This is a genomic window from Niallia nealsonii, assembly GCF_002835805.1.
Classification (GTDB): Bacteria; Bacillota; Bacilli; order Bacillales; family Cytobacillaceae; genus Niallia; species Niallia nealsonii.
Genome location: NZ_PISE01000031.1, coordinates 78761 through 93042 on the forward strand (window position 1 = coordinate 78761; position 14282 = coordinate 93042).

16 protein-coding genes, 1 pseudogene and 1 other annotated feature are annotated in these 14282 nt (G+C 34.6%); of the genes and pseudogenes, 13 read left to right on the plus strand and 4 right to left on the minus strand.

Annotation, left to right across the window (positions count from 1 at the left end; all coding sequences use genetic code 11):
* From CWS01_RS14510 to tyrS, 3 genes are all read left to right on the plus strand, one after another.
* A complete protein-coding gene (locus tag CWS01_RS14510; RefSeq protein WP_101177910.1) occupies nucleotides 1-369 on the plus strand; it encodes a CBO0543 family protein in 369 nt (122 codons plus the stop codon).
* A 217-nt stretch (nucleotides 370-586) separates the two neighbouring features.
* Entirely contained in the window at nucleotides 587-1606 is a 1020-nt protein-coding gene (locus CWS01_RS14515) for an SMI1/KNR4 family protein (RefSeq protein ID WP_101177911.1), read from the plus strand.
* Nucleotides 1607-1858: 252 nt separating this feature from the next.
* Nucleotides 1859-2108 (plus strand) — a binding site (T-box leader).
* Between the two features lie 83 nt (nucleotides 2109-2191).
* Nucleotides 2192-3406 (plus strand): tyrosine--tRNA ligase, encoded by a 1215-nt coding sequence (gene tyrS, locus CWS01_RS14520; protein ID WP_101177912.1) that lies wholly within the window; start codon nucleotides 2192-2194, stop codon nucleotides 3404-3406.
* A 105-nt stretch (nucleotides 3407-3511) separates the two neighbouring features.
* Here the strand turns inward: tyrS and CWS01_RS14525 are convergent, their stop codons facing one another.
* On the minus strand, nucleotides 3512-4384 hold the full coding sequence (locus tag CWS01_RS14525; protein ID WP_101177913.1) for an AraC family transcriptional regulator: 873 nt from the start codon (nucleotides 4382-4384) through the stop codon (nucleotides 3512-3514).
* 413 nt (nucleotides 4385-4797) lie between these two features.
* On the opposite strand from CWS01_RS14525, the gene CWS01_RS14530 reads away from it, so the two are divergent.
* Together CWS01_RS14530 and CWS01_RS14535 are read left to right on the plus strand one after the other, a co-directional pair.
* Nucleotides 4798-5685 (plus strand): hypothetical protein, encoded by an 888-nt coding sequence (locus CWS01_RS14530; RefSeq protein WP_205161153.1) that lies wholly within the window; start codon nucleotides 4798-4800, stop codon nucleotides 5683-5685.
* Between the two features lie 262 nt (nucleotides 5686-5947).
* Nucleotides 5948-6292, plus strand: coding sequence for a cupin domain-containing protein (locus CWS01_RS14535; protein ID WP_101177914.1), 345 nt, complete (start codon nucleotides 5948-5950; stop codon nucleotides 6290-6292).
* A gap of 274 nt (nucleotides 6293-6566) precedes the next feature.
* Here the strand turns inward: CWS01_RS14535 and CWS01_RS23500 are convergent.
* Together CWS01_RS23500 and CWS01_RS14540 are read right to left on the minus strand one after the other, a co-directional pair.
* Nucleotides 6567-6714, minus strand: a pseudogene (locus tag CWS01_RS23500) (YitT family protein); the annotation flags it as partial.
* The gene (locus CWS01_RS14540) at nucleotides 6714-7157 is read right to left on the minus strand and encodes a GNAT family N-acetyltransferase (protein ID WP_101177915.1); all 444 of its coding nucleotides are present in this window, start codon (nucleotides 7155-7157) and stop codon (nucleotides 6714-6716) included. The pseudogene CWS01_RS23500 and the gene CWS01_RS14540, both read right to left, overlap by 1 nt.
* Before the next feature lie 131 nt (nucleotides 7158-7288).
* Between CWS01_RS14540 and CWS01_RS14545 the strand changes: the two genes are divergently transcribed.
* From CWS01_RS14545 to CWS01_RS23025, 3 genes are all read left to right on the plus strand, one after another.
* Nucleotides 7289-7741, plus strand: a complete 453-nt coding sequence (locus CWS01_RS14545) for a MarR family winged helix-turn-helix transcriptional regulator (protein WP_101177916.1) — start codon at nucleotides 7289-7291, stop codon at nucleotides 7739-7741.
* Between the two features lie 274 nt (nucleotides 7742-8015).
* Complete coding sequence (locus tag CWS01_RS23020) at nucleotides 8016-8159, plus strand: helix-turn-helix transcriptional regulator (RefSeq protein ID WP_235852075.1); 144 nt, start codon at nucleotides 8016-8018, stop codon at nucleotides 8157-8159.
* 160 nt (nucleotides 8160-8319) lie between these two features.
* Nucleotides 8320-8808 (plus strand): GyrI-like domain-containing protein, encoded by a 489-nt coding sequence (locus CWS01_RS23025; RefSeq protein ID WP_235852076.1) that lies wholly within the window; start codon nucleotides 8320-8322, stop codon nucleotides 8806-8808.
* 164 nt (nucleotides 8809-8972) lie between these two features.
* Here the strand turns inward: CWS01_RS23025 and CWS01_RS14555 are convergent, their stop codons facing one another.
* Nucleotides 8973-9425, minus strand: a complete 453-nt coding sequence (locus CWS01_RS14555; protein WP_101177917.1) for a YfmQ family protein — start codon at nucleotides 9423-9425, stop codon at nucleotides 8973-8975.
* A gap of 268 nt (nucleotides 9426-9693) precedes the next feature.
* On the opposite strand from CWS01_RS14555, the gene CWS01_RS14560 reads away from it, so the two are divergent.
* The 5 genes from CWS01_RS14560 (at nucleotide 9694) to CWS01_RS14580 (ending at nucleotide 14269) form a co-directional block, all read left to right on the plus strand.
* Nucleotides 9694-10800: a tetratricopeptide repeat protein gene (locus CWS01_RS14560; RefSeq protein WP_101177918.1), complete on the plus strand. Its 1107-nt coding sequence runs from the start codon at nucleotides 9694-9696 to the stop codon at nucleotides 10798-10800.
* Between the two features lie 34 nt (nucleotides 10801-10834).
* Nucleotides 10835-11143: a chorismate mutase gene (locus CWS01_RS14565; RefSeq protein ID WP_101177919.1), complete on the plus strand. Its 309-nt coding sequence runs from the start codon at nucleotides 10835-10837 to the stop codon at nucleotides 11141-11143.
* 135 nt (nucleotides 11144-11278) lie between these two features.
* Nucleotides 11279-11920 carry a peptidylprolyl isomerase gene (locus CWS01_RS14570; protein ID WP_101177920.1) on the plus strand — a complete coding sequence of 214 codons (642 nt, stop codon included), beginning with the start codon at nucleotides 11279-11281 and terminating at the stop codon, nucleotides 11918-11920.
* Nucleotides 11921-11997: 77 nt separating this feature from the next.
* Nucleotides 11998-12432 (plus strand): peptidylprolyl isomerase, encoded by a 435-nt coding sequence (locus tag CWS01_RS14575; RefSeq protein ID WP_101177921.1) that lies wholly within the window; start codon nucleotides 11998-12000, stop codon nucleotides 12430-12432.
* Between the two features lie 322 nt (nucleotides 12433-12754).
* The gene (locus CWS01_RS14580) at nucleotides 12755-14269 is read left to right on the plus strand and encodes an Hsp70 family protein (RefSeq protein ID WP_157827665.1); all 1515 of its coding nucleotides are present in this window, start codon (nucleotides 12755-12757) and stop codon (nucleotides 14267-14269) included.
* Nucleotides 14270-14282: the final 13 nt, after the last annotated feature.

A 14282-nucleotide genomic window follows, 5' to 3' on the forward strand; every position in this document is an offset into this window, starting at 1 on the left:
ATGATTAAAGAGGCTTTAATTTTAATTGTTTCATGGATTGCTGTATTATTTTTTATACCCAAACAAAGTAGAAAAACCGCTCAAATCTCATTTTTATTTTGCCAAGCAATTGCATGGATATTTGAATATATACAGGTTTATTTTGGATTTGTGGAATTTCCATTTAGGGAATTTAATTATGCAACCAAAATGAATTTTTCCTTGTATTATATTGTTTATCCAACTGCTGGTGTGTTTTTTATACTTTGGTATCCATTAAAAGCAGGGAAGATAAGAATAATCGCTTATTATTTCATTTTTGGAATGATTGTACCAACTTATTCTTTCTTATTAGAAAAGTACAGCTCACTTGTCCATTTTAGAAGATGATGGTGTAATTGCCTCCATTAAATAAGGAAGCATTTGATACGTATTATAAAACAGGTGACAAATACTCCCCCGGCTTATACATACATCTATAAAAACATCCAACTTTAATGGATGAGTGATAAAATGAAAAGAATATAGAATATACTATACTAAGCTGTTGATGTGACTTTTTGCTAGTTTGCTAGAAAATAAACCGCAAATATTTGGAGGGGATTTTTTGACAAGGGAAATTTGGGAAAAAGACCATGATTATTATAAACTACCGCCATTAAAAACAGAGGATATAAAAAAAGCAGAGCAGCAATTTAAGGTAACGCTTCCTGATTCATATATACATTTATTAAAAGAGCAAAACGGAGGCAGTATTCTCTTTAATGCATTTCCGGCAATTCAAGAGGATTTTTTTATAGAGCCTTATATTGAGGTAGATTATATTTATGGAATTGGCGAAATAAATGGCATTCTTGAAACTGACTATTATTTACAAGAATGGGAAATGCCTAAGGGACTTATTTTGTTTAATGGAGATGGCCATACTTGGCTTGCATTCGATTATCGAAACGTCGCAGCTAACCCGCCAATTATTTACATAGACAATGAGAGTGAACAAATTATCAAGATAGCAGAGGATTTTGAAGAATTTTTAAATGGTTTATATACAGCAGAAGAGGATTATCCTTTAGAAGGAGAAAGAGAATTTAATGAATGGGAATATAGTAAAGAGGAATTTGAAGCATTATTGGAAGAAAATGATGTAGAGAAATTGCATTTTGCCATTAAGGAAATATCGCAAGGAGAGAAGGACGAAAAATGGGTCAGTGATCAACTTCTGAAATTAGCTACTCATTCGGAGGATATAATAAGGAGTGAAGTTGCCAATAGTGTATGGAATTCTTATGTACACACCTTTAATAAGAAAATGATTCAAACATTTATAGATATTTTCCAACAGGATAAAGATGCTGATGTGCGCATGTATGCGGATATGATCATTGAAAAAATAAATTATTCATTTGAAGATTTAACTAATAATCTACATACATATAAATATATGCATCTAATGTTTTCCTTCGGAGAACATTTTTACCAAATTAATCGAGTTTCACAAGGATGGAGTTTACTAAATAATCAAACGGATGCTGTACAAGTGTTCAATACGGTCGATGAGTTGTTGGCACAAGCTACTTTGGACGGAAAGCCATTAAAGGAAATGTGGAGTTATGTAAAAGTAATATAATATAGAAGAGCTAATATTTGGAATAGGTGAATGAAAGAGCAGGTTTATGGACAAAAACAGAGGAATAATGGAACTAATAGGAGAATGTTTAAAGAGATAGAATTTTTTATAATCTCATGCTGCAAAAGTCCTCTTTGCTGGTAAAAGGCTTTGAAATTTATAAAAAAACATTTGACAATCGTGTATCATGTTTTATAATAAACATTAATATCTGCATAACGAAAATTTGTTTTTACATTTTGGAGTATAAGAGTAAAAGCTATGAAGAGAACGAGTAGCATTGAAAGAAACAAACAGCAAGTTGCCGGTTGATGAGAGGCGCATGTGGAGTCAATGTGAATACATCTTGGAGCTGTGCACCGAACTTATAGTAGGCTGCACCGGGTTAGCTGCCGTAATCCAAGCTAAAGTATCGTCTAGTTATTAGACCGTACTTATGGAGGAAAGTCATGCGAGTGGCTTTCAAATAAAGGTGGTAACACGTCAAACGCACGTCCTTTAGGGTTTTCCCTAAAGGACGTTTTTTTGTTTTTACTCTTATAGAGCTTGCAATATTATTTATAATATTCCAAGGAGATGTTACGTATGTTAGTAAAACCTGAAGAACAATTAACCATCATTATGAAAGGCATTCACACATTAGTGGATGAAAAAGAGCTTTTGGATAAACTAAAGCGCTCTTATCAAGAACAAAAGCCACTGACCATTAAATTAGGATTAGACCCGTCAGCACCTGATATTCATTTAGGTCATGCAGCCGTTCTGCGCAAAATTAAACAAATGCAAGATTTAGGACATAAGGCTGTCATTTTAATTGGGGACTTTACAGGTCGTATTGGAGATCCAACTGGAAAAGCCAAGGGACGTGTCGCTTTAAGTGATGAACAGGTAAAGGCAAATGCAAAAACATACTGCGAACAAATTTTTAAAGTGTTAGATCTAGAAAAAACAACCGTTCGCTTTAATAGTGAATGGTTATCCAAACTAACGTTTGAAGATGTTTTAAAATTAGCAGCCACTACATCTGTTGCACGTGTATTAGAACGTGATGATTTTCAAAAACGATACAAAAATCAAGTGCCCATCGGCATCCATGAATTTTTCTATCCCTTAATGCAAGCATATGATTCAGTAGAAATACAAGCAGATATTGAACTCGGTGGAACAGACCAAACATTCAACATTTTAATGGGACGCACACTGCAAAAACATTGGGGACTGGAAAAACAAGTTGCAATATTTATGCCGCTCTTAGAGGGATTAGATGGTGTGGAAAAAATGAGTAAAAGTTTAGGGAATTATATTGGCGTGAGCGAAGCGCCAGAAGTGATGTTTAAGAAAATCATGGAAGTGCCAGACCATTTAATTATTAAATATTTTGAACTTGCCACAGATGAACATCCAAATCAAATACAAATGGTGAAGCAACGTCTTAAAAATGGTGAGAATCCACGTGATATTAAACTAGAGCTAGGAAAAATTATTACAGGTCTTTATCATGGTGAAGACGCTGCAGAAAAAGCGCTGCACTTCTTTGAAATGGCGTTTCAGAAAAAAGAAATTCCTCCTAATATTCCAACAATACTTGTTGAAATAGGAGCAGAATCAATCATGCACATCATTCCAAAACTCGTGGAAATGAACTTAGTGAAAAGTAAAAGCGAATTTATGCGCTTAATTGCTCAAAACGGGATTTCATTTAATCAGGAAAAGCTTGAAAAAGGAGATCTTGATCAAGTAATAATGAATGAAGATGTACTGCAAATTGGAAAGAAACGATTTGTACGTTTTGAAAAATAATTTATTTTTTATCCATCTGCCAATCTTTTTTAGATTGGCAGATGGATAAAGAAGTCATGAATAATAGTTATCTAGCGACAGAGTAATATATTTAGGACTCGTATATTAGTTTTTTTCTTTTACACCAATCCAAATCTCGCTATACACATTTTGCATCTCCGTCAAATCTCCTGTAAATGAGATTTCTGGGACATTTTCTAATTCATAATTGGTAGAAGGCAGCCATTCTGATGCAATTTTTGCCCAAGTATCCTGCATAGTTTGAGGGAATGGACCTTGGGAAGTAAAAATAGCCCAAGTTACTTCTGGCACCTTTACCACATCAAAGCCAGGGAATTCTCTAGTCAATGTTGTAATAGAACCGACGATATGGTCTAAGCTTCCATTTTCTTTATTTCTGCCGCTATCAAAATTATAGGAAGCTTGAACAACGGTTTTTACATCCGTATTTCGAAAGCTTTGCAACTTTTCTTTTTGTTCCTTTGTAATGGACTGGATTAGTTTTATAATCTCAGGATTTTGTCCTTCAAAAATGATTGGAACTCGTTTGCTGATTCCAACTAGTTTAAAAGCTTCTTTTTTTTCTACTCGATAATTCAAATCATTTCCCCCTCTAATGGTAAGCTGGAAGGTCATCTGTGGAAATAGTTTTAAATTTTTTGCTTTTTTTACTTCAGAAGGGTTTATTCCAGACCATTCTTTGAAAGCCCGTGTAAATCCATCTGCTGAATTGTAGCCATATTTAACCGCAATATCAATCACTTTGCTGTTGTCTTTTTGCAAATCTAAACTTGCTTGGGACAGCTTCCGATTACGAATATAAGTATTTAAGGACATCCCAGATAAATAGGAAAATAAACGGCGGAAATGGTATTCGGAAGTTCCAGAAAGTGTTGCTATTTGGAAATAATCTATTTCATTGTCTAGATTATTTTCAATATAGCGTAAAGCAGCATTCATATTTTTTAGCGTATCCATTGGATAACCTCCTCGCAGTTTTTATTGTAAAAAATAATCGAAATATACATTCTACTTATATAAGACGGAAAATGTCGGATTTTCATTTGGTTTGGAAATCAGCATTAATTTTAACATAAAGGGTAAGCTTTAGTGGAGGAAATAATCGTTTATAATTCATTTGTTTTAGCGTATTCGCAAGTAAATGCTGATACATTAAGGCTTGGCAATAAGGAGAAAATTTCTTAGGGTTGTTTCTGAATAAGGTTGGCATATAATGTCATAAAGATGGGGTAGGAAGTACAAGTTGTCTGCTCTGTTAAAATCAGTCAGTAAAATAAATGGAATAATAACAAGCGAAAACTATTTTGTAGGCTGTTGAATTGTATTTTTTTAACATATAATCCTGTTTTCTATTAATAGGAGGGATCATTTTGAAGGGAAACATTATATATATGGGAGGTTTACTTCAAAAGAAGGAAATCCGACAAGAAAAGATAAAAGATATTGGTTTAGTGAAAGATACGGAAAACCAGAAATATTTTCGACCTTCTTGTTTGCCAGCCTTAAATTCGCAAGGCTTTCCATTTTCATTTTTTGACTCCTATTATGAAAAGGATGTTTCCGAAATACATCTGCCTCCAACTATTATAAATTCACCTAAAAATACTGTTTTAAACTATTTTCGTGTTTTGAAGGAGGCTGCATTTTTTTCAGAAGGAAAGGCAGGAGGATGCGGTACAGTAGGCATGGCAACGATACCCTATCCAGTTGCTTATCAATTTTTTGCTGAAGAATATCAAAAAAAAGTCAACTATCATGATTTTTTACACTCCTTTCGAAATATTGGGCATATTAATTTGATTAAATTAAAACAAGTAAATAGTGAATCTAACCCTGCTGATAATTGGCGCTTTTTTCTTGAAGTAGAGACAATTGAAGGAGGGGAAAAGGAGTCTACTAGTTTTTATTATTACTATGGATTTATAACGGTAAAAAAAGAAGTGGATAGGTATAAAATAAGTGATATCGTTTTTAATGGAGAAGACTTTTTATGTGCTGCTTACCATGGGTGGAGTCATGATGCAGAAGCAGTTGTAGACATTCAATATGGCCAGTGGTGCAAGCTGGTGAGAAGAAGGCACCCAACATTTAAACGAGGGTATGTAAAGAATATCTATGTCAATGGCACGGATGGATATGATTACCTTTTTGTTTTTGTTGAATTAACGAATGGAACTGACATTGAAATAGCTCAATATAAAAGAGGAATAAGTGAGTGGCTGCCTATAAAAATTAACCCAGATAAATGTATAGAGTAAAGGGGAACTTAGCCTTTATATAATAAAAGGAATTGCTTAGAGTTTACATTATTTTCATTTTTATGTTCCTGAAGGTGAAAAGAAAAGGATAATGTTAAAGATAGTATAGATTTGTTATGATTTAGGTGAATCAACAAATTTAGGGGAAGATTCTTCTAGAAAAAAAGACAGGTGAAGAAAAATCTATTGTTTTTTTCGCCTATCTTTATTTTTAGGACTAGTTTCATTCGTTCAAATTTAATCGTAAAGGATAGTGATTCTATTGAAAATTAGCAAATATAACACAGAGCATTATATTTGGGGGAGAAATTGTGATGGCTGGCATCTTGTGAAGAACAAAGAGTTAAGTGTCATCCATGAACGTATGCCTGCCAATACTGTTGAAGTTAGGCATTATCATCATCATGCACAGCAATTCTTTTTTGTTCTTTCTGGTACGGCAGTTTTAGAAGTTGATGGAGAAGAAATTGTATTACATTCATTGGAGGGAAAGGAAGTTTCTCCGCATATCCCACATCAAATGGCTAATCGATCAAATGAGGATGTGGAATTTTTGGTTATATCGCAGCCTAATAGCAGAGGAGACAGGTCTTTTGCAGATAAATAGAGAACAGTAGTGAGGTATTTTTTAATTAAAGAGATTCTGCATTTATGTACATAAGCATAAAAAAGATTGGAAGATTAGAAGAGACAAATCGAATCATCTATCCAAGGTGGCTTCGATTTGTCTTGCTGCTAGAATGGTTGGATATGAACCGAAATCTCCATATTTTTTGCCCTGCTGTGATAAAAAAATGAAGAATGGGGCCTCCAAAACAAACGGTCATTAGCGTTCCTATGCCAATTATTAAGAACAATGCGATGATAAATATAAATTCTCAATTTCCCACTGTCAATCCCACTTTTTTAGATAAACCTACCAAAAGGGCAGCGGAAGGGGGGGCCAAGGTCTGATTGTATGGTTAAACAAATGCCCAGTGTTAAGATCATAATACCGAATAGGTAAACGAAAAAGTTTATTTTCTGCATTATTTATTAGATAATTCTTTTACCATCAGCACATGGGGAATGCCATCTTCCATAAAAGCACTTGATGCTCTTTTATAGCCTAACTTTTGATAAAAGCCTTCTGCCTGTATTTGGCCATGTAGTTTTGTTTTTATTAATCCTTTTTCCGCAGCAATTTCCTCTAATGATTGAATAATTACTTTTCCAAGACCAAATTTTCTGTATGGCTCTAAAATGCAAATTCGCTCTAATTTAGCAAATCCATCAACTGCTCTTAAGCGTCCTGTGCCGACTGGATTTTCCTTATGAAATACCAATATGTGTTCACAATCTTCACTTAGGATATCGAATTGATCAAACTCATCTTCTAGTGCTACACCTTGTTCTTTTACAAATACTGTTTTTCGAATGTGAAAAGCTTTGTTTAATTCCTCTTCATTTGTTATTTTTATGGATAAGGTCATTTTTTTCAGTCCTTTTTTAGAATGTAATTAAAATTTTGTATTAATGTTGCATTTACAACAAAATCAACGTAAGATTAATTTATCTTATTTTTATTGTAAATGCAACAAAAAATGGACTAAGGAGTTTTAGAATGAAAGAAATTTTGCGTGAAATGGGTATGATAGCCAGATCCTTAGATTCAATCAGCAATATAGAATTTAAGGAGTATGATTTGACAAAGGGGCAGTATCTGTATCTCGTACGCATATATGAAAACCCAGGAATTATTCAAGAAAAGTTAGCCGAAATGATAAAAGTAGACCGTACAACAGCAGCTCGTGCTATTAAAAAATTAGAGATGCAAGGATTTATTGAAAAAAAAGAAGATGCAGTAAACAAAAAAATAAAAAAATTATTTCCAACAGATAAAGCAAGCACTGTGTATCCAATCTTAAAACGGGAAGGGGATCATTCCGACCGTGTTGCTTTAGCGGGATTTTCCGAAGAAGAAACAGAAATACTTTTTCATCTTCTGCAGCGAGTTAGAAAAAATATTGAAGTGGACTGGGAATATGTCAAAAAAGGCAATAAACGAAATTATTAATAAAAAAATCCTCAAATCGGCTAGTAGGTATTGCTAATTTTTCTAAGAAATATAATGATGTACATATAAAAAGAAGACCCCGTCATAATTGCGCAAAAAATGACAGGATGAAATAGAGAAAAAGTTTTAATGTATAGATAGGTAAGGGAGGGATGAAAATTAGTGAGTTGGATAGAAGATTTACAGTGTTCGATTGATTTTATCCGGCAGTAACGGCAGTAAAACCCCCACTGATTGAAGTTTCACTTTATCGGAAAAAAATCTTGATCAACCATTGGATGTCGATCGAATTGCAAAAGAAGCAAATGTTTCTCCGTTTCATTTTCAGCGGTCTTTTTCTCTTTTCACTGATATTTTGGTAGGAGAATATATCAGAAGAAGATTATCATTAGCTGGTCAAGAATTGCTGACAAAATAATCGACCTTTTTTGGAAGTATGGATATGACACACCAGAATCTTTTTCAAAAGCTTATCGAAAACAGCATGGCATCACACCAAGTGAAACAAAAAAAGGAATAGGGAAATTAACGATCTATAATCCATTTGTCATTCATATTAACTGAAGGGAAGAGAAGCGATGAATGTAATGATTAATGAAAAAAATAGTTTTCAAGTGATTGGCATAAAAAGATCTTATTCTTATAAAAATGATGAAAATATGAAAGGGATTCCTAAGTTTTGGGAAGAAGTGAATCAAAATGGGCAGGCGGATTTATTGTCTAGCTTCAATAATGGGGAAGTAGAAGGACTTCTTGGCGTTTGTGTGGATGATTCTTCAAATGAAAAGATGGATTATTGGATTGGCGTTAACGGAGAAGCGACAGAAGAGGATGATTATCAACTATTGGAAGTTCCAGCTGGAAAGTGGGCGATTTTTGCCGTACATGGTCCGATGCCACATAGCATGCAGAAAGTATGGAAACAAATCTATTCGGAATGGCTGCCAACAAGCAGGTATCAAATCAGCGGAAATGTTTCGTTAGAAGTATACCAGGATGGCAATCCTTTTAGTGCTGATTATTATTCAGAAATTTGGATTTCAATTGGGGAGAAGAATGGATTGTAGCGTTTTATAAAGGGAGCTAGGAGTTTGGCTCATTCTTTGGACGTTGACCATTATGCAAGGACTGTTCTGTTTGCTTCCTTCCTATATTAATATATATGCATCAGATACAATCAATTAATATTGCGATGATAAGAAAGGCTGTCGAGAGTTCGACAGCCTTTTGTTTATGCCATATCTGCAGCAGCAGACATAAAATGCTTTTGAAGTGGTTCAACATGCACGCTGTAAGCAATGATTTTCTTTTTGTATTGTTTGACAATATCAATATGATCATTGTATTTGTGCATCACTATTTTGATGTTCTGTTTGCCTCTTTTCGCATCAATAACGATTGGTGTTCCGTCGTTTTCTGGATTTAGATAAACATGTTCGTTATAGCCGCGATAGATTGTATATTTCTCCAGCACAGTAGCTTCGTTAAAAGCACGAATTACCTGCATTTTTTCTTCTCTTTCTAGCTGGTTTCCGTTGATGCTAATTATGACATCTTCTTCACGAAGTTTTGCATGCATTTCAAATTTGCGGATTAGCCAATTTACCGTACCAGTTGGCAGACAGGTCATTAATACTTTCACTATACAGACAGCAAATATAGAAAGAAAAACAGCCCATGTCATACTTCATCATCTCCGTTATAATCAAAATCAATATTTTTACAATACTTATATTAACATAGGGAAAATAGGTTGAAAAGCTATTTGCAATACCGCTAATTTAACCAATACCATTGTCAAAAAAACAATGGATTTGTTCTTAATTAAGAAGGAAATTTATATGTTTTGTCGAATGACTAGGTTAATAGTAATGATAGGTGAAATACTAAAATAGTATAAAGGAAGCGCTTGAATAAGAATACATCACTAGACAGTAAGGTGGAGGTAACTTATGAAAAAACTATTAATAGCTGGCTGTGTTTTGTTGCTTGCGGCATGTACTCCAAAAGAATACTCCTTAAATATTCGTGCCGGACAAGAGCAGATACAAGAAGAAAACTTTGCTGCTGCATTAACCTCTTTTGAAAAAGCACAAAATGAGAAAAAAACAGAAGAAGTAAAAGTATTTATTAAAGCGGTGCATTTATTGAATGAAAGCGCAGAAGCATTGCAGGGAGGAGAGTTTGATCAAAGCATACAAAAAGCCAAAAAAGTTCAAGCGATAAATAGCAAAGAGGAAATAAAAAATACAATCGATAAGCAAGCAGAGCAGTTGATTTCAGAAAGTCAGATCCTGTCTAGTCAGCAGAAAGCAATGGAACAAGGAATTGCTCAGGGGAAAAAAATGTTGGAAAAACAGCAATTTGGGAAAGCTTATGATATTTTTGAAAAAGTGAATCAAGATAGAGCGGCGGATAATCAAACAATTGCAGCTTTAAGCAAAAAATTAGCTGATTTAATGGATAAAACCACAGCCGCTAAAAAAGCGTATGAGAAAAAGCTCGCAAAAGAAAAAGCAGAAAAACAAAAACAAGAGGCACTGCGTTTGGCAGCGGAAAAACGAGCGCAAGAAGAAGCAATTCGTTTAGCTGAAGAACAGAAACAAAAACAACAAGCGGCTGAGCGTTTAGCCGCAGCACAGGAAGAGAAAAAAGAAGAAGAGTCAACAACAGTGGTACCACAACCAAAGCAAATAGCCGAAACCAGCTCGATAGAAGTCCAACAAACAGAACAAAAAACAGCAAGTTCCAGTACTGTACAGCAAAAGAAAACTTCAGCACCGCAAGAACCAAAACAAGAGACAGACACCAAACAGACAGAAGAAAAGCAAACAACAGAATTGACGAGCAGCGAAGCAGTACAATTAGTTAAAAATTATTTGAATTTAAATAATGAAAAAATGCATGTAGAATATGACCATATGGACGGGGACAATTATATTATTCATGTATTTGAGGTGGTCATTGATGATCCCAAAACAAATGTAGGCCATACAGCAACATATGGATGGTATGGAGTAAATAAAAAGACAAAGGAGATATATAATGCATTTAATTAGCAGATAAATATAGACAAGGGGAGAGAAGAGAGAGATGAATGAGTGCAAAAGTTTAGAAGAAGTAAGAGTAAATATCGATAAATTAGATGATCAAATAGTAGGGTTAATTAGTGAAAGAAGCCAATACGTTAAACAAGCTGCGAAGTTTAAACAAGATGAACATGAAGTGGAAGCACCGCAACGGGTAGAAGCAGTAATTGAAAAAGTGCGACATCTAGCAGGCCAAAATAAAGTAGACCCTTCTATCATCGAGCAAGTTTATCGAACGATGATTGCTTGTTTTATCCGTTATGAATTAGAAGAGCATGCAGGGATAAAGAAAAAAATAGAGGAAGAATGTTAGCCCTTGTTTTATTAGACAAGGGTTTTTTATTGTGAGGTTAAGTTTTTTGTTGTTTTTCCTCACACTTGTCTCTTTATTATTAATTCTATACAATAATAACCGTACATAAAAAATAAATAGAGGAGTACATACATAATGAAAAAATCCCTTTTATTCGGTTTGCTTATGTTAGTATCGCTTGTTTTGCTTGCGGCATGTGGAAACAAAGAGGAAGAAAAAAACAGTTCTTCTAATGCTGATTACGCAGACAAAATTAAAGAAAATCCAATGGTGACCATTACGATGAATGATGGAAAAAAAATCGAAATAGAGCTGTATCCAAAGGTAGCTCCAAATACAGTAAGCAATTTTGTTTCTTTAGTAAAGAGAGGTTTTTATGATGGTTTGACGTTTCATCGTGTGATTCCTGATTTTATGATTCAAGGAGGAGATCCAAACGGAGATGGAACAGGGGATCCTGGCTATGGCATAAAAGGAGAATTTAGCTCGAATGGCTTTGATAATGATTTAAAACATGAAAGAGGCGTTATCAGTATGGCAAGATCAAATGACCCTGACTCAGCTGGATCACAATTTTTTATTATGGTCGCAGATCAGGCAAGTTTGGACGGAGAATATGCAGCATTCGGAAAAGTAATCAGTGGCATGGACACAGTAGATACGATCGTAAACGTGGGAAGAGACGAAAATGATAAACCATTAGAAGATGTAACCATGAAAAAAGTAACAGTCGATACAAAAGGGGAAGAATACCCAGAACCTGAAATAAATAAATAATCGCTAAGTAAAAAGTTTTCTTTCTGCAGAAAAAAATGGTATGATAAAAGCTGATTTTGAAAAAGGAGTTGTTTAATATGGCAGAAAAAGGTTACATATTAATGCAAAATGGCGAAAAAATTGAATTTGAATTATATCCAAATGAAGCACCAGGAACGGTTGCAAACTTTGAAAAATTAATCAAAGAAGGATTCTACAATGGATTAACATTCCACCGCGTGATTCCTGGTTTTGTAAGTCAAGGAGGATGTCCTAACGGAACTGGAACAGGCGGTCCTGGTTACACAATCAACTGTGAAACACAAGGAAATCCTCATACACATGTAGAAGGTTCTCTTTCTATGGCACATGCAGGACGCAACACTGGAGGAAGCCAATTCTTTATCGTTCATGATCCACAGCCACATTTAAATGGAGTACATACTGTATTCGGAAAAGTAACTTCAGGCATGGACGCTGTAAAAGCAATGAGAAACGGCGATGTAATGGAGAAAGTAGAAATCACTGAATAATAGTAAATCAACAGGACGGCTTTTAGAAGCTGTTCTGTTTTTTATTTTTTTAATATAATTTTACGCATCCAATATGGTTAATAACCAAATTTAGTTGTGCATAAGTAATTTTGCTTATACATAACTAAACTCCAATGGAAAAATGTATCGATGTACTCATTTTTCGTCCTTTTTCGACAAGATTATATAAAAATATATGCCATAATAGGAATGATATGGATGATTTGTATCTGGACAGTCCATACATAATTTTTGTAAATATTAGTAAATAATTAATAAAAAATATTAATCAATTATGGAATCAGAAAAAAGGAGTAGATTCATGGGAACAGCAATCGGTATTGATTTAGGCACTAGCAATTCAGCTGCAGCAATTTATCGAAAAGGAAAAGTGGAAACGATTCCTATTGATGGCAGGAAAATTATTCCGTCTGTTATTTCTTTTAAGGAAAATGGCAGTGTGCTTGTCGGCAATACAGCAAAGTCAAGACTTTATATTGATCCATTAAATAGTATTGCCTCATCCAAACGCTATATGGGGGATCCTGACAAAATATATGAAATTCGAAATAATATGTTAACACCAGTTGATGCTGCAAAAGAAATTCTTCAAAAGATTAAAAGAGAAGCAAGCAAATACTTGGGCGAAGAAGTGACAGAAGCGGTTATTACAATTCCTGCCTATTTTACAAGCGAACAAAGAGAAGCGACAAAAAAAGCAGGGGAACAAGCGGGGTTAAAGGTGCTGCGCCTATTGCCTGAGCCAACAGCAGCTGCTATAGCATACGGTCTTGATAAAGAACGAAATCAAACAATTATGGTGTATGACCTTGGCGGTGGTACATTTGATGTGTCTATTTTAAAAGTAGAAGGTAATTCTTTTAAAGTAGTCGCAGTAGATGGAGATGCGATGCTTGGAGGAGATGACTTTGATGATGAAATTGTTCAGTATGTACTTGGGAAAATTCAACAGACAAATGGGGTTAGTGCACTGAAGCAAGGTTCCCATTCTCTTCAGCGTTTAAAGGAAGCAGCAGAGGAAGCAAAAAAGGAACTATCTGAAAGCGATATAACAGATATTACAATTCCTGATATATTTGGAGTACATATAGATGAAGAATTATCGATTGATACATTTAATGAAAGAATTCAACCGCTGTTAGAACGAACAATTGAAAAAATTCAAGAAGTTTTAAAAGCTGCAGAACTATCGAAAAGAGATATTAGCCGTGTCATTTTAGTAGGCGGTTCTTCGAGGATGAGAGCAGTGCAGGAAATTGTTACACAGCAAATCAAAAAACCTTTTATTGCAGATAATGTCGATGAAATTGTAGCACAAGGCGCAGCGATTATGGCAGCCAATTTATCTGCACCTGATCTTGATACAGCGCCGGTTCCGATTGAAGTGGAAAATGTTACGGCTCATTCTTTAGGAATAGCGATGTATTTGGATGATGTCTATTCAGTTGTCCATCTTATTAAGAGAAATAGTGCAGTTCCTGTTATTGGAGCAACTATTGGTTCTACAATGGAACCATATCAAAAAGCAGTCAGGCTAAAAGTTTACCGTACAGAATCCACGGAACCGAATGATAAAGATATATTAGGAGAATTGCTTTTAGAGGTAACTCCAAAGCAGGATCCTGTAGCTGTAGTGGCAATTTTTGAGTTGAATGAAGACGGCATATTAGTTTTATCAAGTGCTGAAATTCCAACTTCTTCCCCTCTTGTTAAGGAGTATGCAGAAACGGATCAAATCAACTATGCAAAACTTGCAAGCATGATTGAAAACAGTCAAATCAAATTAAAAAATGTAACGATCGATACAAATAAATAATCGGAGGAAACAA